General features: G+C 71.9%; 23 protein-coding genes and 1 pseudogene. 16 read left to right on the top strand and 8 right to left on the bottom strand.

What is annotated here, in order from left to right:
* Positions 1–7: 7 nt before the first annotated feature.
* Complete coding sequence (locus ACYVF4_RS00120; RefSeq protein WP_460720691.1) at positions 8–763, top strand: thiazole synthase; 756 nt, start codon at positions 8–10, stop codon at positions 761–763.
* The gene (locus ACYVF4_RS00115) at positions 760–1884 is read left to right on the top strand and encodes a ThiF family adenylyltransferase (RefSeq protein ID WP_460718555.1); all 1125 of its coding nucleotides are present in this window, start codon (positions 760–762) and stop codon (positions 1882–1884) included. The genes ACYVF4_RS00120 and ACYVF4_RS00115 overlap by 4 nt, the downstream gene beginning before the upstream one ends.
* On the opposite strand, the gene ACYVF4_RS00110 is transcribed toward ACYVF4_RS00115, so the two are convergent.
* Positions 1874–2482 carry a TetR/AcrR family transcriptional regulator C-terminal domain-containing protein gene (locus ACYVF4_RS00110; protein WP_460718553.1) on the bottom strand — a complete coding sequence of 203 codons (609 nt, stop codon included), beginning with the start codon at positions 2480–2482 and terminating at the stop codon, positions 1874–1876. The two genes, ACYVF4_RS00115 and ACYVF4_RS00110, sit on opposite strands and share 11 nt — an antisense overlap.
* Positions 2483–2550: 68 nt before the next feature.
* On the opposite strand from ACYVF4_RS00110, the gene ACYVF4_RS00105 reads away from it, so the two are divergent.
* Genes ACYVF4_RS00105 through ACYVF4_RS00055 form a run of 11 tightly spaced genes read left to right on the top strand, consistent with a single transcriptional unit; the run spans position 2551 to position 11946 of the window.
* The gene (locus ACYVF4_RS00105; protein ID WP_460718551.1) at positions 2551–3195 is read left to right on the top strand and encodes a biotin transporter BioY; all 645 of its coding nucleotides are present in this window, start codon (positions 2551–2553) and stop codon (positions 3193–3195) included.
* The gene (locus ACYVF4_RS00100) at positions 3141–4292 is read left to right on the top strand and encodes an ANL family adenylate-forming protein (protein WP_460718549.1); all 1152 of its coding nucleotides are present in this window, start codon (positions 3141–3143) and stop codon (positions 4290–4292) included. Before ACYVF4_RS00105 ends, ACYVF4_RS00100 begins: the two co-directional genes overlap by 55 nt.
* Positions 4282–5406, top strand: coding sequence for an acetyl-CoA C-acyltransferase (locus ACYVF4_RS00095; RefSeq protein ID WP_460718547.1), 1125 nt, complete (start codon positions 4282–4284; stop codon positions 5404–5406). Before ACYVF4_RS00100 ends, ACYVF4_RS00095 begins: the two co-directional genes overlap by 11 nt.
* A gap of 47 nt (positions 5407–5453) precedes the next feature.
* On the top strand, positions 5454–6086 hold the full coding sequence (locus ACYVF4_RS00090) for an energy-coupling factor ABC transporter ATP-binding protein (protein WP_460720689.1): 633 nt from the start codon (positions 5454–5456) through the stop codon (positions 6084–6086).
* Entirely contained in the window at positions 6080–6691 is a 612-nt protein-coding gene (locus tag ACYVF4_RS00085; protein ID WP_460718545.1) for a CbiQ family ECF transporter T component, read from the top strand. The genes ACYVF4_RS00090 and ACYVF4_RS00085 overlap by 7 nt, the downstream gene beginning before the upstream one ends.
* Positions 6688–7032: a CHY zinc finger protein gene (locus ACYVF4_RS00080; RefSeq protein WP_460718543.1), complete on the top strand. Its 345-nt coding sequence runs from the start codon at positions 6688–6690 to the stop codon at positions 7030–7032. The genes ACYVF4_RS00085 and ACYVF4_RS00080 overlap by 4 nt, the downstream gene beginning before the upstream one ends.
* Before the next feature lie 46 nt (positions 7033–7078).
* A complete protein-coding gene (locus ACYVF4_RS00075; RefSeq protein WP_460718541.1) occupies positions 7079–8116 on the top strand; it encodes an iron-siderophore ABC transporter substrate-binding protein in 1038 nt (345 codons plus the stop codon).
* Positions 8113–9159 carry a FecCD family ABC transporter permease gene (locus ACYVF4_RS00070; protein WP_460718539.1) on the top strand — a complete coding sequence of 349 codons (1047 nt, stop codon included), beginning with the start codon at positions 8113–8115 and terminating at the stop codon, positions 9157–9159. Before ACYVF4_RS00075 ends, ACYVF4_RS00070 begins: the two co-directional genes overlap by 4 nt.
* Positions 9156–10184, top strand: coding sequence for a FecCD family ABC transporter permease (locus ACYVF4_RS00065; protein ID WP_460718538.1), 1029 nt, complete (start codon positions 9156–9158; stop codon positions 10182–10184). Before ACYVF4_RS00070 ends, ACYVF4_RS00065 begins: the two co-directional genes overlap by 4 nt.
* Positions 10181–11020, top strand: coding sequence for an ABC transporter ATP-binding protein (locus ACYVF4_RS00060; protein ID WP_460718536.1), 840 nt, complete (start codon positions 10181–10183; stop codon positions 11018–11020). Before ACYVF4_RS00065 ends, ACYVF4_RS00060 begins: the two co-directional genes overlap by 4 nt.
* Positions 11017–11946, top strand: a complete 930-nt coding sequence (locus ACYVF4_RS00055) for a siderophore-interacting protein (protein ID WP_460718534.1) — start codon at positions 11017–11019, stop codon at positions 11944–11946. The genes ACYVF4_RS00060 and ACYVF4_RS00055 overlap by 4 nt, the downstream gene beginning before the upstream one ends.
* 2 nt (positions 11947–11948) lie before the next feature.
* On the opposite strand, the gene ACYVF4_RS00050 is transcribed toward ACYVF4_RS00055, so the two are convergent.
* Genes ACYVF4_RS00050 through sufB form a run of 6 tightly spaced genes read right to left on the bottom strand, consistent with a single transcriptional unit; the run spans position 11949 to position 17229 of the window.
* On the bottom strand, positions 11949–13103 hold the full coding sequence (locus tag ACYVF4_RS00050; protein WP_460720687.1) for a MalY/PatB family protein: 1155 nt from the start codon (positions 13101–13103) through the stop codon (positions 11949–11951).
* A 53-nt stretch (positions 13104–13156) separates the two neighbouring features.
* Positions 13157–13486 (bottom strand): metal-sulfur cluster assembly factor, encoded by a 330-nt coding sequence (locus tag ACYVF4_RS00045; RefSeq protein ID WP_018170657.1) that lies wholly within the window; start codon positions 13484–13486, stop codon positions 13157–13159.
* 9 nt (positions 13487–13495) lie between these two features.
* A complete protein-coding gene (sufC, locus tag ACYVF4_RS00040; protein ID WP_460718531.1) occupies positions 13496–14278 on the bottom strand; it encodes a Fe-S cluster assembly ATPase SufC in 783 nt (260 codons plus the stop codon).
* The gene (locus tag ACYVF4_RS00035) at positions 14279–14605 is read right to left on the bottom strand and encodes a non-heme iron oxygenase ferredoxin subunit (RefSeq protein ID WP_460718529.1); all 327 of its coding nucleotides are present in this window, start codon (positions 14603–14605) and stop codon (positions 14279–14281) included.
* A complete protein-coding gene (sufD, locus tag ACYVF4_RS00030; protein WP_460718526.1) occupies positions 14602–15810 on the bottom strand; it encodes a Fe-S cluster assembly protein SufD in 1209 nt (402 codons plus the stop codon). Before sufD ends, ACYVF4_RS00035 begins: the two co-directional genes overlap by 4 nt.
* On the bottom strand, positions 15811–17229 hold the full coding sequence (sufB, locus tag ACYVF4_RS00025; RefSeq protein WP_460718524.1) for a Fe-S cluster assembly protein SufB: 1419 nt from the start codon (positions 17227–17229) through the stop codon (positions 15811–15813).
* A gap of 249 nt (positions 17230–17478) precedes the next feature.
* Here sufB and ACYVF4_RS00020 point away from each other — a divergent pair, with 249 nt between their 5' ends.
* Entirely contained in the window at positions 17479–18432 is a 954-nt protein-coding gene (locus ACYVF4_RS00020; RefSeq protein WP_460718522.1) for a COX15/CtaA family protein, read from the top strand.
* Positions 18433–18523: 91 nt separating this feature from the next.
* Complete coding sequence (locus tag ACYVF4_RS00015; protein ID WP_460718520.1) at positions 18524–18937, top strand: dinucleotide-utilizing enzyme; 414 nt, start codon at positions 18524–18526, stop codon at positions 18935–18937.
* A gap of 19 nt (positions 18938–18956) precedes the next feature.
* Here the strand turns inward: ACYVF4_RS00015 and ACYVF4_RS00010 are convergent, their stop codons facing one another.
* Positions 18957–19898: a heme o synthase gene (locus tag ACYVF4_RS00010; protein ID WP_460718518.1), complete on the bottom strand. Its 942-nt coding sequence runs from the start codon at positions 19896–19898 to the stop codon at positions 18957–18959.
* Between the two features lie 332 nt (positions 19899–20230).
* Between ACYVF4_RS00010 and ACYVF4_RS00005 the strand changes: the two are divergent.
* Positions 20231–20547 (top strand): annotated as a pseudogene (locus tag ACYVF4_RS00005) (transketolase); the annotation flags it as partial.

Raw genomic sequence — 20547 nt, 5'->3', positions numbered from 1 at the left:
CTGCTGGATGCTGGACGGCGAGGCGATCGGATCCCGCCTGCTCGTCGGCACCGGCGGCGCCCGCGACCTCGACGTGCTCGGCCGCGCACTTCGCGCGAGCGGCACCGAGATCACCACCGTGGCGATGAGGCGATTCGATCCTCGCGATGGCGGTGCGCTGTACGACGTCGTCCGCGCCGCCGGCATCCGTGTACTCCCCAACACCGCGGGTTGCCTCACTGCGCGCGAGGCCGTCATGACGGCACACCTCGCGCGCGAGGCACTGGGGACCGGGTGGGTCAAGCTCGAGGTGATCGCCGACGAGGACACCCTTCTGCCCGACCCTCTGCAGCTGGCCGAAGCCGCGGAGCGGCTCGTGGCCGACGGCTTCACGGTGCTCGCCTACACCAACGACGATCCCGCACTCGCCTGGCACCTCGAACGCATCGGCTGCGCGGCCGTGATGCCGCTGGGCGCACCGATCGGCAGCGGACTCGGCATCCTCAATCCGCGCAACATCGCCCTGATAGCCTCGCGAGCGGCGGTGCCGGTGATCCTCGACGCCGGCGTGGGCACCGCCAGCGACGCGGCGCTCGCGATGGAGCTGGGCTGCGACGGCGTCCTGCTTGCGACGGCGGTGATGCGGGCGGCGGACCCGGTCGTCATGGCAGGCGCGTTCCGCGACGCGGTCCGAGCCGGTCGCGCGGCTCGCCTGGCCGGACGGATCCCGCGCCGCGAGAGCGCGTTCGCGTCCTCCTCGATGGCCGGGCGGGCCGACCTGTGACGCACGGTGACACGGCCCTGTCATCCGAGGAGGTCGCTCGCTACGCACGGCAGCTCGTGCTGCCCGAACTCGGGTACGAAGGGCAGCGCCGGTTGAAACAGGCGCGCGTCGCCGTGGTCGGCGCCGGCGGCCTCGGGTCGCCGGTGGTCTCGTACCTCGCGGCGGCCGGGGTCGGCCGACTGCGCCTGATAGACGACGACGTCGTCGAGATGAGCAACCTCGGCCGGCAGGTGATCCACGGGACGCACGAGGTGGGTGCGCCGAAAGTCGAATCAGCCGCGCGCGCGGTGGCGGCGGCCAATCCGCTCGTCACCGTCGAGCCTCGGCGCGTCCGGCTCGTCCCCGCGAACGCGACGGCATTGCTGGAGGGCGCCGATGTCGTCGTGGACGGATCTGACGAGTTCGCCACTCGTTACACGGTCGCCGACGCCGCCGAGGAACTCGGGATCCCCGTGGTGTGGGGGGCCGTCCTGCGCTTCGCCGGCCACGTCAGCGTCTTCTCCAGCCGCGATGGATTCCGGTACCGCGACGTGTTCCCCGAACCCCCCTCCGACGACGATGCCCCGCCGTGCGAGCTGGCAGGCGTTCTGGGCGCGGTCTGCGCCATGGTCGGCTCAGTGATGGCGATGGAGACCTTGAAGCTGCTGACCGGGATCGGCCAGAGCCTGTGCGGTCGCCTGCAGGTGATCGACGCGCTCACCGGCTCTGTTCGCACGGTGACGCTGGCCCGCGCGGGGCGTGTGCCTCCCGCCGTCGGCGCAGCGGTTCCCCGCGCCGCGGAGGCGGCGGGAACCGATCGCTCCCGCTCCGCGGTGCCGACGGTGTCCGCCCGGCAGCTGCAGGGCCTGCTGTCCTCGACCTCACCCCCGGTTCTCCTCGATGTCAGGGAGTCCACGGAGCTTGCCGCGGGCGATCTTCCCGGCAGCGTGCACATGCCGCTCGCGGAGTTGATCTCGGAAGGTCCCCCCGCCGGCGTCCGGCTGGACCGGGCCATCGTCGTGTACTGCGCGTCCGGTGTGCGCTCCGCGCAGGCGACCGCGCATCTGCAACGGCTCGGCGTCGCGGGCGTGGCGAGTCTCGAGGGCGGGTTCCGCGCCTGGAGCGCGCTCGTCAGGGGCTGACGGCCACCCCGGCTGTGTGGGCTCGCAACCCTTGGACCAGCAGGTCGACGCCGAACCTGAAGGCACCGTCGTCGGAATCTCCCGGCCGGGCACCGGTGGTCCCCTCCGCCAGCCCGAGGCGGTCGTACTGCCTGCGCTGCTGCTCGTGCTGGACGTGACCGAGCACGAAGTGCAGCAACGCCGTGGCGGCCCGATCGACGGTCTCGACGTCGAAGCCGCCCGCCTCGATCGCTCGCGCCAGGCGCTCGCTCGCCGTTGACGCACCCAACCCCAGCGCATACGTGCTGGCGACCACCTCGGCGCCGTCCCGCCAGGCGAGCAATGCGGAGCGGAGGGCGGTGGCTTCGGCGCCCACGCGGGCCCCCCACTCATCCTCGCGGGCGACCGGCGCCGCCGGCGCGACGATCCGGTCCGACAGGGTCGCGAGCAGACTCTGCTTGTTCGGGAAGTGCCAGTACAGCGCGCTCGGCTGGACGTCGAGCGAGGCCGCGAGTCGACGCATCGTCAGGTCCGGAAGACCGTATTCGTCGAGGATCCGCAAGGCGGCCCGGACGACGTCCTCGCGAGTGTGCCCGCGGCCGTTTCCCTCTCGCGCCACGCATCCCACTATAGTGAACACCGTTCTAGTGAACGCTGTTCAGGATGCTGTGAGATGAAGGACCCGCAATGAGCGACTCCCCCGCCCCCGCCCTGGGGCATCGTGCCGCCCACACCCTCGATGCCACGGCGATCGCACGCGTGGCCGTTTTCGCCGCGATCATCGCCGTCCTCGGCCTGCCAGGCGGCTTCACCGTATTCGGGGCCGTCCCCATCACGGCCCAGACACTGGGCGTGATGCTCGCCGGCGCGATCCTCGGCCCCTGGCTGGGGGCCCTCTCGGTCACGGTGCTGCTGGCGCTCGTCGCCGTGGGGATGCCGTTGCTGGCCGGCGGTCGCGGGGGCATCGGCGTCTTCTTCGGCCCCTCCGCCGGCTACCTCATCGGCTGGATCGCCGCGGCGGTCGTGATCGGCCTCATCGTCCACGCCGGGGGCCGCAAGCCCGCCGCCTGGCGGACTCTGCTGGGGGTCGTCACCGGCGGCATCCTCGTCGTGTACGCCTTCGGCATTCCGGTGCAGAGTCTTGTCACCCGCCTTCCCCTGGCAGAGACCGCGTTGACCAGCCTGGTCTTCGTCCCCGGCGACCTGATCAAGGCAGCCCTCGCCACGGCGATCGTCACCACGCTCGTCCGCGGGTATCCCCGTGCATTCGGGCGCACGTGGCCCGCACCCCCTGCGCGAACCCGCGACGGCGCCCCCCGTTCCGTGGCGTGATCGTCCTCGTTCCGGGCGGCGCACCCGAGCTGGTCGAACGGATTCGCGATGCGCGGGCCGACGGCCAGATCCCCCTCGTCGCGGATGAGCGATGGCCTCGGGCGCAGCGGGACGCCGTCCGTGAGGCGGCAGGGGGAGCCCGTCCCTCCAGGGACATCGCCTGGGCGACCCTCACGTCGGGCAGCACCGGCGCACCCCGTCTCGTCCTCCGCACCGCATCGTCCTGGGAGCAGTCGTTCGCCGCGGTGACTGAGATTCTCGGAGCGACGCACGGCGGCGCGGTGGCGCTTCCCGTCCCTCCCTCGGCGTCCCTCACCCTGTTCTCCATCGCACACGGGCTGGCCGGAGGCCCGCGCCCGGCCCTCGGCGCCGGCGGCGTCCACGTCGCCGGCGTCACCTCGCTGCACGCGACACCGCAGACCCTCGCGCGCATCCTCGATGCCGGGGCCCCGACAGCCCTGCGCTCCGCGCTGGTCGGCGGATCGCACCTCGACCCCGAACTCCGGCGTCGAGCGGAGGCCGCCGGCATCCGCGTCGTCTCGTACTACGGTGCCGCGGAACTGTCCTTCGTCGCACTGGATCACGGCGATGGGCTCCGTGCGTTCCCCGGGGTGGACATCGACGTGCGCCACGGGGTGCTGTGGGTGCGCTCCCCCTTCATCAGCTCGGGCTACGCCGGAGCGGCTGGCCCGCTGCGGCGCGAGGGCGCCTGGGCCTCGGTCGGCGATCGCGCGGAGCTCATCGACGGGCGGCTGCGACTTCTCGGTCGGGCGGACGACGCGATCCTGAGCGCGTCGGCCACGATCGTCCCCGATGAGGTCGAAGCCATGCTGCGCACCGTCCCCGGGATACGCGACGCAGTCGTGTTCGGCCTGCCGGCCGCCCATGTGGGCGCGCTCGTCGCTGCCCTCGTGGAGGTGGAGGGCGGCGCACTTCCGCACGACCTGCGTCATCGCATCACGGCCGCCCTCGCTCCGGCGCACCGTCCCCGACGGTGGTTCAGCGGCGTCGTGCCGCGCACGTCGTCCGGCAAGCCGGCGCGAGCCGAGGCGATCCGGCGTGTCGCGGACGGGGAGGTGACGCGTCTTGACGTCTGAGCGTGATCCCGTCATCATCGCCGCCCGCCGCACGCCGATCGCGACCCGTGGCCGGGCACTGGCCGCATTCCCTGTCTGGGAGCTCGGAGCTGCGGTGATCCGCGCGGCTCTCGACGACGCAGCGCGTGCGACGGCGGCTCCCATCGAGGTCGCCGACGTTGTGCTGGGCAACTGCATGGGCCCCGGCGGCAACCCCGCCCGGGCAGCCGCGCTCGCCGCCGGACTGGACGCCCGCGTTCCCGGCGGCACCGTCGATCGCCAGTGCGGCAGCGGTCTGGCAGCCGTCCTGGATGCCGTGGCGGCAGTCCGCGCGGGCGACGGGCGAGTCCGGATCGCGGGCGGTGTCGAGAGCCCGTCGACCGCCCCTGTCCGGATAGCCGAGGGTCGCGCCTACGAGCGCGCCCCCTTCACGCCGCCCGGATTCGCGGACCCCGATATGGTCCGCGCCGCAGAGGATCTCGCCTGCCATGACGGCATCTCACGCGGGCGCCAGGACGCCTATGCCGCACGCAGTCACGACCGCGCCATCGTCGCCGCGGCTGCCGGCAGATTCACCGCGGAGCTGGTGCCGGTCGGCGGCGCCTGCCGCGACGATGCGATCGGCGCCGCACGCGCGCTGCTTCCGCGACTGCCCGCGCTGTTTCCGGGGGGAACCGTGACGGCCGGCACCGCCACCCGCATCGGTGACGGGGCCGCAGCCGTCGTGGTGGCCCCGGCCGGGACGGCGAAGGGCCTCGCGGTCCGCGCGTCGGCCATGGTCGGGTGCGATCCCGCCTTCCCGGGGGTCGGGGCTGCCGGGGCCGTGCACGCGGCGCTCTCTGACGCCGGTCTCACCGTCGGCGACGTGACGGCATTCGAGATCGTCGAGGCGTTCGCGTCGCAGAGCCTCGCTGTGGTCGACCGGATCGGCGTGGCCGACGACGACCCGCGCCTCTGCGCGGACGGCGGCGCGCTGGCTCTCGGTCATCCATGGGGTGCGAGCGGCGCCGTCGCTGTGGTGCGGCTCTTCAGCCGCCTGGTGCGGGTGAACCGCCCGGCGGGATCGATCGGCGTCGCCGCCGCGTCGGTCGGCGGTGGCATGGGGGTAGCGGCGGTGATGGAGGTGATCGGGTGACGATCCACCTCGATGGGGTCCATGTGCGCATCGGAGAGGCGGACGTCATGCGCGACGTCTCGGTGAGCTTGGACGCGCGCACGGTCGCGGTCATCGGCGAGAACGGCTCTGGCAAGTCCACTTTCGCGCGCCTCGTGGGCGGATTGATCCGCCCCACCGCCGGCGTGGTGCGCGTCTTCGGGCTCGATGGCGCGCGGACCATGACTCAGCTTCGACGACGCACCGCCGTCGTCTTCAGCAACCCCGACGCTCAGATCGTGATGCCGACGGTGGCCGAGGACGTGGCCTTCTCGCTTCGCGGAGAACGTCTGCCCGCCCCCGAGGTCCGGGCACGGACCAGCGAGGCTCTCGAGCGGTTCGGCCTGGCGCCCCTCGCCCAGCGGGCCGCCCATGATCTCTCCGGCGGCCAGAAGCAGCTGCTCGCGCTGTGCGGCGCCTTCGTCCGTCGGCCGGACCTCGTGGTCGCCGACGAGCCCACCGCGTATCTCGACGCGCGCAACGCCCGGATCATCGCCGACCACCTGTTGGCCGACGCCGGACATCGACTGCTGATGGTGACCCACGATCTGACCCTCGCGCGTCGCTGCGAGACCGCTGTGCTGTTCGCGGGCGGCCGGATCGCGGCGGTGGGAGAACCCGGTGGCGTCATCGCTCGATATGAGCGAGAGCTCCGATGCTGACCCTCTACCAGCCGGGCGACGGCCTGCTGCATCGGATGCCGGCCGGCAGGAAGACGCTGCTGATCCTCCTCGTGGTGCTCGTGATCCTCGCACTGCCCTCAGAGCCCTGGGCGGCCGCGGCAGCGGGCGTGATCGTCGTGATCTCGTATGCCTTCTCGGGGGTGGCCGACGGCGTGCTCGGTATGCGCACGCTCGGCCGCCAGCTCTTCGCCGTGCGCTGGGTGCTGGCGATCACCGCCGCCGGGCAGCTGGTATTCCTGGGAATGGATGTCGCTATCGCGAACACCGCTCGCGTGGGCGCCTCGCTCGTCCTCGCCGCCCTGCTGGTGCTCACGACGCGGGTGAGCGAGCTCCTGACGGCGTTCGAACGAGCACTGCGCCCCGCGCGCCGCGTCGGCGTCGACCCTGGCCGGATGGCCCTGCTCCTCGTGGTCACCCTGGGAACCGTGCCCGTCCTGGCGCGGCTGGCCGGCGACGTGCGCGACGCGCAGCGCGCCCGAGGGCTGCCGGCACGTCTGCAGACGTTCGTGGTTCCGTTTCTGATCGTGGCGCTGAAGCACGCCGATCAACTCGGCGAGGCGCTGAGCGCACGGGGCGTGCGATGACTCCTGACGGCCCGAGTGTGCTCGGCGCCGTGATCGACGCCGACACGCGGTGCCGCCACTACGCCGGCGAACTCGATGTCATCGCCATCAAGTTCGCCTGCTGCGGATCGTTCTACCCGTGTCACCTCTGCCATGCCGAGTACGCCGACCACGCCGCCCGGCCGTGGCCGAACGACGCCGCCGAGGAGCGCGCTGTGCTCTGCGGACCCTGCGGGCACCTCCTCCGCATCTCCGAATACCGTCTGGTGGACCGGTGCCCGCGGTGCGCGGCGGCATTCAATCCGCGATGCGCTCTGCACCATCACCTCTATTTCGACGACGCCGCCGATTTCGCAGGTTAGGGGACCCTGAGTAAGGTAAGGCGTACCTTACTTTCGAGGAGAGATCGTGCCCACCACCCGCCCCATCGTCGCCCTCGCCCTCGCGGCGACGACGTCCCTGCTGCTCGCCGGCTGCGCCTCCGCCGCCGGCACGACCCCGGATGCTGCCCCGCAGGCTGCGACCGAAGGCTTCCCCGTCACGATCGAGCACGCCTACGGCGAGACCGTCATCGACGCCGAGCCCGAGCGCATCGCGACCGTGGCGTGGGCGAACCACGAGGTTCCCCTCGCTCTGGGTGTCGTCCCGGTCGGGATGAGCAAGGCGACGTGGGGCGACGACGACGCCGACGGCGTCCTGCCGTGGGTCGAGGACGCCCTGGCCGATCTCGATGCCGAGACCCCGGTGCTCTTCGACGAGACGGACGGGATCGACTTCGAGGCGGTGGCCGACACCCGGCCCGATGTCATCCTCGCCTCGTACTCCGGTCTGACGCAGGAGGAGTACGACACGCTCTCGAAGATCGCCCCCGTGGTGGCCTTCCCCGACGTCGCGTGGGGCACCTCGTACGAGGACATGATCCGGATGAACGCGACCGCCATCGGCCTCGCCGACGAAGGCGAGCAGCTCATCGACGACCTGCACGCCGACGTCGAGGCGGCTCTCGCTTCGCACGAGGAGCTCGCCGACGCGCGCCTGCTCTTCTCGTACATCGACCCCGCCGACTTCAGCCAGATCGGCTTCTACACGAGCCACGACACGCGGCCCGGCTTCTTCGCCGGCCTCGGCCTGCCCCTCCCCGAGGTCGTCGCCGAGGAGTCCGCATCCACCGACGCGTTCTACGTCACGGTGAGCGCGGAGCAGGCGGACCGCTTCGAGGACGTCGACGTCTTCGTCACCTACGGCGACCCGGACGGGGACATCGTCGAGCAGCTTCAGGCGGACCCGCTGCTGTCGCAGATCCCGGCGATCGCCGAGGGACGCATCGCGGTCCTCGAGAACTCCACGCCCCTGGCCGCCTCGGCCAATCCGTCTCCGCTGTCGATCGGGTGGGGCATCGAGGAGTACGTCGCGCTCCTCGCCGACGCGCTGTCCCAGGACGGGTGAGCACCGCAGCGCTGCGCACGCCGCCGCCGGTCGACGCCTCGCCGCGTCGCTCGGCCGCGGCGCGGACGGCGGCCCTCACCGCGGCCGTCGCGGTCCTCGCCGCACTGTGCGCGGCATCGGTCGCCTTCGGGGTCCGCGACGTCACCGTCTCCGAGATCCTCGCCGGGCTCACGGGCGGCACCGGCGGGATCGCCGAGGCGGCAGTGGCCGCCCGGCTCCCCCGCACCGCACTGGCGGTCCTCGTCGGCGCCGCGCTCGCGCTCGCCGGAACGATGATGCAGGCGGTCACGCGCAATCCGCTGGCGGACCCCGGCATCCTCGGGGTCTCGGGCGGTGCGGCGCTGGCGGTCGTCACCGGCATCGCCTTCTTCGGCCTGAGCGGCGCCTACCCCACCATGGCGGCCGCCATCGCGGGTGCGGCCGGGGCCGCGGCCTTCGTGTACGCCGTCGGCTCGCTCGGCCGCAGCGGCGCCACGCCTCTGAAGCTGGCACTGGCGGGCGCCGCGGTCTCGGCAGCGTTCTCGTCGCTGGTGAGCGCGATCCTGCTGCCGCGCGTCGACATCCTCGAGACCTTCCGCTTCTGGCAGATCGGCGGGGTCGGGGGCGCCACGTGGGACCGCGTGGCCGCCGTGTCGCCGCTGCTGCTGGCGGGCACCGCGATCTGCCTGTACTCCGCTCGCGGCCTGAACGCGCTCGCACTCGGCGACGACGTCGCCACGGGTCTCGGCGAGCGGGTGGCCCGCACCAGGCTCATCGCCGCCGCGGGCGCGGTGGTGCTGGTGGGCGCGGCCACGGCCGTCGCGGGCCCGATCGGATTCGTCGGGCTCGTCGTCCCCCACGCGTGCCGGCTGCTGGTGGGACCGGACCACCGGTGGCTGCTGCCGTTCGCCGCGGTGCTGGGGGCGGCACTCCTCGTCGCCGCGGACGTCGTCGGCCGCGTCGTCGCGCGGCCCGAAGAGATCGCGGTCGGGATCGTCACCGCCTTCATCGGCGCGCCCGTCTTCATCTGGATCGTCCGTCGCCGGAAGGTGCCCCAGCTGTGAGCGCCGCTCAGGTCCTCCTCACCGGGCGGCGCCGTCGGGCGCGCCGCCGCGCGGTCGTCGTCGGCGCGCTCTCGGCCGTCGTGGCGGGCGCCTTCCTGCTCGCGCTCATGCTCGGCGACACGCTGTACCCGCCGGGCGACGTGCTGCGGGTCGTGGCCGGACAGAGCGTTCCGGGGGCGAGCTTCACCGTAGGCGAACTGCGTCTGCCACGCGCCGTGCTCGGGACCCTCGCGGGCTTCGCGTTCGGCATCGCCGGGGCGACCTTCCAGACGATCCTCCGCAACCCGCTCGCCTCCCCCGACATCATCGGGGTCAGCTCGGGCGCCGGAGTCGCGGCCGTCTTCGGCATCGTGGTGCTGGCCGCCGACGAGACCACCGTCGCGCTGCTCGCCCTCGCCGGCGCGCTGATCACGGCGGTGGTCCTGTACGCCCTGTCCCACCGCGGCGGATTCGCCGGTGCGCGGCTGATCCTCATGGGCATCGGGGTGGCGGCGATGCTCGACAGCGTCATCACCTACGTCCTGTCCCAGGCTCCGGCGTGGGACCTGCAGGCGGCGATGCGGTGGCTGACGGGGAGTCTCAACGGCGCCACGTGGCAGATGGCGGGCCCGGTGGCCCTGGCGGTCGCCGTCCTCGTTCCCCTCATGCTCATCCAGGACCGCAGCCTCGGGATGCTGCGGCTCGGCGACGACTCCGCCGCCGCACTGGGAGTCGGAGTCACCCGCACCCGCGTCCTGCTGATCCTCGCGGCGGTGTCCCTGCTCGCGGTGGCCACCGCCGCCACCGGCCCGATCGCCTTCGTCGCCTTCATGGCGGGTCCGATCGCGTCACGACTGGTGGGCGCGGGCGGATCCGCGCTGGTGCCCTCGGGCCTCGTGGGCGCCGCCCTCGTCCTCATCGCCGACATGGCCGGCCAGTTCGCCCTCGGCGACCGCTATCCCGTGGGTGTCGTGACCGGTGTCCTCGGCGCCCCCTATCTCGTGTACCTGCTCATCCGCATCCACCGTTCCGGAGGTTCGCTGTGACCACCGCCCCGCAGGGAACGCCGCACCTGGCGACCCGCTCCCTGACGCTCGGGTACGACCAGCACCCGGTCGTCCGCGACCTCGATCTCGAGATCCCGCCCGGCCGCATCACCGCCATCATCGGCGCGAACGGATGCGGCAAGTCCACGCTGCTGCGCGCCCTCGCCCGCCTGCTGCGCCCGCGCACGGGAGACGTCGTCCTCGACGGCCGGGCGCTGCACCGCATCCCGACCAGAGAGATCGCGCGGATGCTGGGACTGCTGCCCCAGTCCCCGATCGCTCCCGAGGGGATCGCCGTCGCCGACCTGGTGGGCCGGGGCAGGCACCCGCACCGGGGGGCGCTGTCGCGCTGGAGCACGCAGGACGACGAGGCGGTGGCCCAGGCCCTCGCGGCGACCGACACCGCCGATCTCGCGGACCGCTGCGTCGACGAGCTGTCCGGCGGCCAGCGCCAGCGCGTGTGGATCGCCATGGCCCTCGCCCAGCAGACGGACGTCCTGCTCCTGGACGAGCCGACGACGTTCCTCGACGTCGCGCACCAGGTCGAGGTGCTCGACCTGCTCACCGACCTCAACCACGACCGCGGCACGACCGTCGTGATGGTGCTGCACGACATGAACATGGCCGCGCGCTACGCCGACCACGTGATCGCGCTGCGCCGCGGCGCCGTCGTCGCCGCCGGGGCGCCCGCCCGGATCATGACCGCCGACCTCATCCGCGAGGTCTTCGACATCGAGTCGCTGATCGTCGAGGACCCGACCTCGGGGGCGCCCATCGTGCTCCCGCGCGGTCGCCACCACGACCTCGTCCCCGCCACCGCCAGGAGCACCGCATGAGCACCGCCACCGCCACCGCACCCGCCGCACGCCCCGCCCTGCGCTTCTTCCGCGCACGGGTGGCCGCGATCACGGACCTCACCCCGAGCTTCCGCCGCTTCACCTTCACCGGCGAGGATCTGCACGAGTACGGCGACACCGGCTACGACCAGCGGATCAAGGTCGTCTTCCCCGCCGCGGGCGCGGGCCTCGACGCCATGCCCACCGGTGACGACTGGTATGCGCGCTGGCGCGAGCTCGCCGGCGAGGAGCGACCGCCCTTCCGCACGTACACCACCCGCGACGTCCGCCCCGGGCTGCGCGAGGTGGACGTCGACATGGTGGCGCACGAGGTCTCGGGTCCGGCGTCGGCGTGGATCCAGGATGCCGTCGTCGGCGACGAGGTGATGCTGCTGGCCCCCACGATCCACCACACCGGTGTCAGCCTCGGGATCGACTTCGTCCCGCCCGCCCAGACCGACGCCCTGCTGCTCGCGGGCGACGAGACGGCGGCACCTGCCATCGCGGTGATCCTCGAGCAGCTCCCGCGGGACGCACGCGGGGTCGTCGTCCTCGAGGTCCCGCACCCGGGCGACGCCGCGTACCTCCCCGCGCACCCGGGCTTCGACGTGCGCGTCGCCGCCCGCGGCGAGGAAGAGCGCCACACCCACCTGGTGCGCGAGACGCGGGCCGCCGCCGCGCGGCTGGCCCCTGCGGGCCGCGGCGGTCAGGTGCACGAGATCGACGTGGACACCGAGATCCTGTGGGAGGTCCCGCGGACGGCGAAGGGCGGTGCGGCGCTGCGCAGCGCCCCGCTCTACGCGTGGCTGGCCGGCGAGGCCGGGGCGATCAAGACGCTGCGCCGCGCGCTGGTGGCCGAGCACGGCATCGACCGCCGTGCCGTGGCGTTCATGGGGTACTGGCGGCTCGGTCGCGCCGAGAACTGAACTCAGCGCGCGACGAGCGCCCCGATCCGCTCGACCGCTTCACGCAGGACATCCGGCGCGCAGCCGAAGTTGATGCGCACGTGCCCGCGCCCCTCGGGGCCGAAGTGGGGGCCGAAGTGCAGCGCGACCTTGGCGTCGCGCAGGATCTTCACCGCGGGGTTGTCCCCCCAGCCGAGCCCGCCGAGGTCCACCCACGCGAGGAAGCCGGCATCCGGGATCACGTAGCGCGCGCCGGGCACGTGCTCGGCGAGCAGGTCGGCGAGCAGTCGGCGGTTGGCGTCCAGACGCGCCAGCAGCGCGTCCAGCCAGGCGTCGCTGGCCGGGTCGAACGCGGCCACGCCGGCGAGGGCGCCGAACAGGCCCGTGCGCCACTCCACCTCGTCGGGGAGACCTCGCACGAGCGCTGCCGGGGCATCGCCCGCGGTCACCATGAGCGCGCACTTGAGGCCCGCGAGATTGAACGCCTTGCTCGCGCTGGTGACGGCGAAGCCCACGCGCGCGGCCGCGGCGGACGCGGCGAGGAACGGCGTGAACGCGACCCCCGGCTGCACCAGCGGCGCGTGGATCTCGTCGCTGACGACCACCGCGCCGTGCGCCTCGGCGATCTCGGCCAGGCGCGCCAGCGCCGCCGCCTCGTGCGCGGTGCCCGTGGGATTGTGCGGGTTGCACAGCAGCACCGCGCGCGCTCCGGCGGACAGCGCCGCCTCGATGCCGTCGAGGTCCAGCTGCCAGCCGGCATCCGTCTGCCGCAGCGGCACGCGTTCGACCACCCCGCCGGCCTCGGGGATGCAGTCGTAGAAGGGCGGATAGACCGGGGGCGTGACGACGACCCGATCCCCCGGTTCGATCGCGGCCCGCAGGATCTCGACGACGCCCATCATCACGTCGCACGTCGTGCGCACGTGGGCCGGGTCGACGTCCCAGCCGAACCGCCGGCGGGCGAACGCCGCATACGCATCACGGATGCCGGGATCCGGCGGCGTATAGCCGGTGTCCCCCCGCTCCACCGCGCCGGCCAGCGTCTCGGTGATCGCCGGCGCCAGCGCGAAATCGGTCTCGGCGACGAACAGCGGCAGCACGTCGGCGGGATACTTCCGCCACTTCGTGCTCGAACGGCGTCGCAGCTGATCGATGGGGAGGGCGTCGAGAGGGGCGATCGTGCTCACCCGTCGAGCCTAACGACCGGCGCCGCCGATGGGCCGCCCCGGCGTCAGATGGCGAAACCGAGCGCGCGCATCATGTCGCGGCCGTCGTCGGTGATCCGCTCGGGCCCCCACGGCGGCATCCACACCCAGTTGATGCGGAACCGCTCCACGACATCGTCCAGCGCCTGCGCGGTCTGCTCCTCGAGCACGTCCGTCAGCGGGCAGCCGGCCGACGTGAGGGTCATGTGGATGACCAGCGCGTCGTTCTCGTCATCCCACGCGAGGTCGTAGATGAGCCCGAGGTCGACGACGTTGATCCCGAGCTCGGGATCCATGACGTCCTTCAGGGCCTCGGTGACCTCGTCGTACTTCTCGGGCGTGAGCGTAGCGGTCATCTGACGATTCTATTCGCCGGACTCGGCCGCGGCCTCGGCCAGCGGCGCGATGTAGCGGTCGTAGCCCTCGTCCTCGAGCCGATCGGCGAGCTCCGGCCCGCCCTCTTCGACGATGCGCCCGCCGACCATCACGTGCACGAAGTCGGGGCGGATGTAGCGCAGGATGCGGGTGTAGTGGGTGATGAGCAGGACGCCCAGGTCGGTCTCGGCCTTGGCGCGGTTCACACCCTCGGACACGATCTTCAGCGCGTCGACGTCCAGACCCGAGTCGGTCTCGTCGAGAACGGCGATCTTCGGACGCAGCAGCTCGAGCTGCAGGATCTCGTGACGCTTCTTCTCACCGCCCGAGAAGCCCTCGTTGACGTTGCGCTGGGCGAACTTCGGGTCCATGCGCAGGTTCTTCATCGAGGCCTTGACGTCCTTGGTCCACGTGCGGATCGAGGGCGCCTCACCGTCCAGAGCGGTCTTGGCGGTGCGCAGGAAGTTCGTCACGGTGACCCCGGGGATCTCGACCGGGTACTGCATCGCGAGGAAGAGGCCCGCGCGGGCCCGCTCGTCGACGGACATCTCCAGCACGTCCTCGCCGTCCAGCGTGATCGAGCCGCTGGTGACGGTGTACTTGGGGTGTCCCGCGATCGTGTACGCGAGCGTGGACTTGCCCGAGCCGTTGGGCCCCATGATGGCGTGGGTCTGACCCGTCGTGATGGTGAGGGTCACGCCGTTGAGGATCGGGGTGGTGCCGGCATCCGTCTCGACCGTCACGTGGAGGTCGCGGATCTCGAGGACAGACATTCAGACTTCCTTCTTCAGGGTCGGGTCGATCAGCACGTCGTCGCCGTCGATGGTCACTTCGAAGACCGGGACGGGCTCGTACGCGGGAAGGTTGAGGGGCTTACCGGTGCGCAGCGAGAACGCCGAGCCGTGCGCCCAGCACTCCAGCGTCTCGCCGTCGACGAAGCCCTCCGCCAGCGAGATATCGCCGTGCGTGCAGGTGTCGCCGATGGCGTGCACCTCGCCGTTGGAGTCGAGGACGACGGCGATCGCGACGCCGTCGATCTCGACGCGCAGGGCGCTGTCCTGTTCCAGCTCGCTCAGGGCGCAGGCGCGCTGTGCGGTCATCGGTCCACCTCCTGGGCCAGTTCGGTCTCGATCGCGGCGAAGAGCTCGGCCTCCAGATCGGCGACGCCGATCTTCTGCACGATCTCGGACAGGAACCCCAGGACCACGAGGCGCCGCGCCTCGTCCTCGGGGATGCCCCGGGCCTGCAGGTAGAACAGCTGCTCGTCGTCGAAGCGTCCGGTGGCACTGGCGTGCCCCGCTCCGCGGATGTCGCCGGTCTCGATCTCGAGGTTCGGGATCGAGTCCGCGCGCGCACCGTCGGTGAGCACCAGGTTGCGGTTGGCCTCGTACGAGTCCGTGCCCACGGCATCCGGCCCGATGAGCACGTCGCCCACCCACACGCTGCGTGCGCCCGCGCCCTGCAGGGCGCCCTTGTACAGCACGTCGCCGGACGTCTCGGCGCCCTTGTGGAAGAGGAAGACCTGGCTCTCGAAGTGCTGCCCGGAGTCGGCGTAGCTCAAGCCGTACAGCTCGCCGCGCGATCCCGTGCCCGCGAGCTCCACGGCCGGATTGACCCGCACCACGCCGCCGCCGAAGGTGACGACGATGTGACGGAGGGTGGCGTCGCGTCCGACGCGGGCCTGGTGGGATGCCGCGTGCAGTGCGTCGTCGTCCCACTGCTGGACGCTGACCACCTCGAGGTGGGCGCCGTCGGCCACGACGATCTCGACGTTCTGCGCGTAGCGCGCGGAGCCGGTGTGGCGCAGCAGCACGGTGGCCCGCGCGTGGGAACCCGCCTCGATGACGATGTGCGCGTTGGCGCGGCGGTCCGCGCCGTTGCCGGTCATGAGGATCTGCACGGGCTCGGACAGCTCCGCGTCGGCGGGGATCCGCACGTGCAGCGCCTCGTCCGTGAGCGACCAGGCCAGCGCGGCCACGCGATCCTCGGGCGCGAACACGGTGCCCCGGGGCGCCGCGGCGGCGGCGAGGGTGCCGACGTGGACCTGCTCGGCGGCGACCACGTCGTACGAGACGGCGGGGTCGCCGGGACGGTCGTCGGTGGGCGCGTCGGCGAACAGCGGAGCCAGCCGCGCGACCGGGGCGTGCTTCCAGTCCACCTCGCGGCCGGTGGGGGCGGCGAAGTCGGACGGGTCGAACGACCTCGGCCGCTCGGAACGGGTCTGCACGGGGACGAAGGCCCCGGCCCCGTCGGTGTGCGCGGTCGAGCCCGGCACCGTCACGGGTGCCTGCGTGGTGGTCGTCATCTAGCCGACACTGCCTTCCATGCCCATCTCGATGAGCTTGTTGAGTTCCATCGCGTATTCCATGGGCAGCTCGCGGGCGATCGGCTCGATGAAGCCGCGGACGATCATCGCCATCGCCTCGTCCTCGGGGAGCCCCCGGGACTGCAGGTAGAACAGCTGCTCCTCGCTGACCTTGGACACCGTCGCCTCGTGGCCGAGCTGCACGTCGTCGACGCGGATGTCGATGGCCGGGTACGTGTCGGAGCGGGAGATGGTGTCCACCAGCAGCGCGTCGCACCGCACGGTGTTCGCGGAGTGGTGGGCGTTGGCGTCCACGCGGACCTCGCCGCGGTAGCCCGCCCGGCCGCCGCCGCGGGCGATCGACTTCGACACGATCGACGACTGCGTGTACGGCGCCATGTGGATCATCTTCGCGCCGGCGTCCTGGTGCTGCCCGGGACCGGCGAAGGCGACCGACAGCGTCTCGCCCTTGGCGTGCTCGCCCATGAGGAAGATCGACGGGTACTTCATCGTGACCTTCGAGCCGATGTTGCCGTCGACCCATTCCATGGTCGCGCCCTCGTGGGCGACGGCGCGCTTGGTCACGAGGTTGTAGACGTTGTTCGACCAGTTCTGGATCGTCGTGTACCGCACGCGGGCGTTCTTCTTGACGATGATCTCGACGACCGCCGAGTGCAGCGAGTCGCTCTTGTAGATCGGCGCCGTGCAGCCCTCGATGTAGTGGACGTACGAGCCCTCGTCGGCGATGATCAGCGTCCGCTCGAACTGGCCCATGTTCTCGGTGTTGATGCGGAAGTACGCCTGCAGGGGGATGTCCACGTGGACTCCCGGAGGGACGTACACGAACGAGCCGCCCGACCACACGGCCGTGTTCAGCGCCGCGAACTTGTTGTCGCCCGAGGGGATGACGGTGCCGAAGTACTCCTGGAAGAACTCCGGGTGCTCGCGCAGCGCCGTGTCGGTGTCCATGAAGATGACACCCTGCGCCTCGAGGTCCTCGCGGATCTGGTGGTAGACCACCTCGGACTCGTACTGGGCCGCGACGCCGGCGACGAGCCGCGCCCGCTCGGCCTCGGGGATGCCGAGCCGCTCGTAGGTGTTCTTGATGTCCTCGGGAAGGTCCTCCCAGGACTGCGCCTGCTTCTCGGTGGAGCGGACGAAGTACTTGATGTTGTCGAAGTCGATGGCCGACAGGTCGGCGCCCCACGTCGGCATCGGCTTGCGGCCGAACAGCTGCAGCGCCTTCAGCCGCGTCTTCAGCATCCACTCGGGCTCGGACTTCAGCGCCGAGATGTCGCGGACGACGGCCTCGCTCAGGCCGCGCCGGGCACTCGCGCCGGCGGCGTCGGGATCGTGCCAGCCGAACTCGTAGACGCCGAGGCTCTCGAGTTCGGGGCGGTCGATCAGCACATCAGACATGGTCGGATTCTCCTCCGGGCCGCAACGGTGTCATCCGCCCCGGCATTCCTGCTCTCCCGATGGAGTTACCGGAAGGGGATGCCGCTGGTGGGCCCTCTCATTCGGCGCTGACCTTCGCGCCTAGACTGTCAGTGGTTCGCGACGCTCCGAGCGCCCGCAGCCGACCCCACGATTCTACAGGTTCCGCTCCCGCCCCGTACGACCTGTGACACGGGCCTTCATCTCGAACCCGAGCCGAGGAGACTCCACATGCCCGCGGACACCGCCACGACGCCTCCCGCACGCTCCGCTGCCGCCGCGACCGGTACGGGCGGGCGCGTAGGACGCGCGCTGCGGGTGTTCGCGTGGCTGTCCTTCCTGTCCGAGGTCATCATCATCGGCACCGGCGGGGCGGTGCGCCTGACCGGTTCGGGCCTGGGCTGCCCGACCTGGCCGACGTGCACCGCGGAGTCCCTCGTGGCCACCCCCGAGATGGGCATCCACGGCGCCATCGAGTTCGGGAACCGCCTGATGACGGGCCTGGTCGGCATCCTCGCCGTCGTCGTCCTCGTCATCGTCATCGCGCGCTACCGGCGCCGTCGCCGGCTGCTCGTGCTGGCCGCCGTCGTCGTCGCGGGCGTGGTCGCGCAGGCCGTGGTGGGCGGGATCACCGTCCTCACCGGCCTGAATCCCTTCATCGTCGGCTTCCACTACGTCGCCTCGCTCGCACTGGTCTGCGTGACGGCGGCGTTCCTGGCGCTCATGGACGAGCCGGCGGGCCCGCGCACCCGCGTGGTGCCGCGCGCCACCGCCCTGCTGGCCCACGCCACGTCGGTGGCCATGGTCCTCACCATCGCGATGGGCGTGCTCACCACCGGAGCCGGCCCCCACTCCGGCGACGCCGCGGCCGGACGCAACGGCTTCGACGCCGAACTGCTCGAGCACGTGCACGCCTGGCCGGGCTACGCCCTGCTGCTGCTCACCGTCCTGCTGCTGATCGCGGTGCGACGCCGGGGGGCCGCCGCCGCGCGCCTGCTGCGATGGACGACCGCCCTGCTGGGCATCGAGCTCGTGCAGATCGCCATCGGCCTCTACCAGGCCCGCAACGGCCTGCCGGAACTGGCCGTCGGGGCCCACATGGTGCTCGCCGCGGTGGCCGCGGCCGCCATGACGCTGGTGATCCTGCGCCTCCGCGAGCCCGCGGCGTCCACAGCGGACGCATAGGCGCATCCGAGGAACCTCCCGAGTCACGGTGGCACCGTGAGGGATGCCGGGGTCGGACGACCCCGGTTTCGTCCGTCGAGAGGAATCTCCCATGACCACCCGTGTCTCCACCGCTTCCCGCCCCCGCCTGATCACCCGCATCCCGTTCTGGGGACTGGTCGCCGGTTCGCTGGCCAGCGCCGGCGTCGGCGGTGCACTGCTGGCCGACAAGCTGAACATCATGACCGCCACCCTCACCGACGGCACCGCCACGGGCGTCGAGGTGTACGTGGGTCAGTCCGTCGCAGTGCTGGGCGCCATCCTGGTCGGGGCCGGTGTCCTCGGCATCCTTCTCGCCCTCACCGTCGCCACACTCGCATCGCTGCGCGCGCACACGACGGCCGGCACCCCCGAGGCCGACATCGTCCGTGACGAGGATGCCGCGTTCGGGTACGACCGTGAGCTGGGCTACACGCAGCCCGAGTCGCTGGCCGACGAGGCCGAGCCGGTCGGCGCGAGCCGCTGACGGCCGCGCGGCGGCCCGCTCAGAACGGCAGGAGCGGGTCGACCGCGATGGCGACGAACAGCAGCGTCAGGTACGAGATGGATGCGTGGAAGACACGCATCGGCCGCGGCTCGGTCCCCCGCACCGCGCGGTTGTACAGACGGTGCGACTCGTAGATGAACCAGCCGCCGAAGACCGCCGCCGAAGCGGTGTAGACGATGCCCATCCCGGCCACCGGGATCAGCAGCAGCGAGCAGGCCACGGTGGCCCACGCGTAGAGGATGACCTGCAGGCCCACCTGCGACCCGTCGCGGGTCGCGCCCAGCATGGGGACGTCGACCTCGTCGTACTGGTCCTTGTACTTCATGGACAGCGGCCAGTAGTGCGGGGGCGTCCAGAGGAACACGAGCGCGAACAGGATCACCGGCGGCCAGGCCAGCGAGCCGGTGACCGCCGTCCAGCCGATGAGGACGGGGAAGCACCCCGCGATGCCGCCCCACACGATGTTCTGCTCGGTCCGGCGCTTGAGCACCATCGTGTAGATGACGACGTAGAAGAAGATCGCGGCCGCCGACAGCGTCGCCGCCAGCCAGTTGGTGGTCACCCACAGCCACACCGTCGAGACGACGGCGAGCGTCCACGCGAAGATCAGCGCGCCGCGCGGCGACACCTCGCCGGTCACGAGCGGGCGGTTGACCGTCCGCTGCATGTGCGCGTCGATGTCGCGGTCGAGGTACATGTTGAACGCGGCCGCCGAACCGGCGCTCATGGACCCGCCGATGACGGTGGCCAGCACGAGCGGCAGCGAGGGCAGACCCCCCTGGGCGAGCAGCATGACCGGAACCGTGGTCACCAGGAGCAGCTCGAGGACGCGCGGCTTGGTGAGGGCGATGTAGGCGCGGACGGTGCGGCCGAAGGTCCCCGAGGCGGCACGCGGAGGCCGGGCGGTCGCCGGTGCGCCCGCCGTGGTCGTGATGTCCATCGCCCCCGCAATCGCCGCCTGCAGAACCCCCTCAGTCTATGCCATCGCCGCCCCCGGCCCCGCCGTGGCGCAGGGGCCGCCCCGCCCTCACAACCGATGCGCCGCGCGGGTGAGCAGAAAGTCACGGCGGCGACATGCGGGCGACACCGGCGGCCCGACGGCGCGAGACAAACTGCGTCACACAGCGGCTTCACATAGCCGGGCCGGAATCGCCCTTCGCTATGCTGAGACCACACGCGCGCCCCGCGCCGTTTCCCCCTTCTCCGCTCGGATGAGGGCCGCGGACCGGCCTGTTTCCCGGGCGCCAGAGCTACTCGAGGAAAGGCAGCCGGGTGTCGGATTTGCGTTGGGATGAGATCGATGGGCGCGCGGTGGATACCGCTCGTGTGCTGGCTGCGGATGCGGTGGAGAAGGTCGGGAACGGTCATCCGGGCACGGCGATGAGCCTGGCGCCGGCGGCGTACCTGCTGTATCAGCGGGTGCTGCGCCACGACCCGGCGGACACCGGGTGGTTGGGGCGCGACCGGTTCATCCTGTCGGCGGGGCACTCGTCGTTGACGCAGTACGTGCAGTTGTACCTCGGTGGGTTCGGGTTGGAGCTGGAGGACCTGAAGGCGTTGCGTACGTGGGGGTCGAAGACTCCCGGGCA

The organism is Microbacterium aureliae, assembly GCF_054780155.1.
Note: the sequence above shows the minus strand (reverse complement) of the source record. Positions and strands in the feature narration are given on the sequence as shown.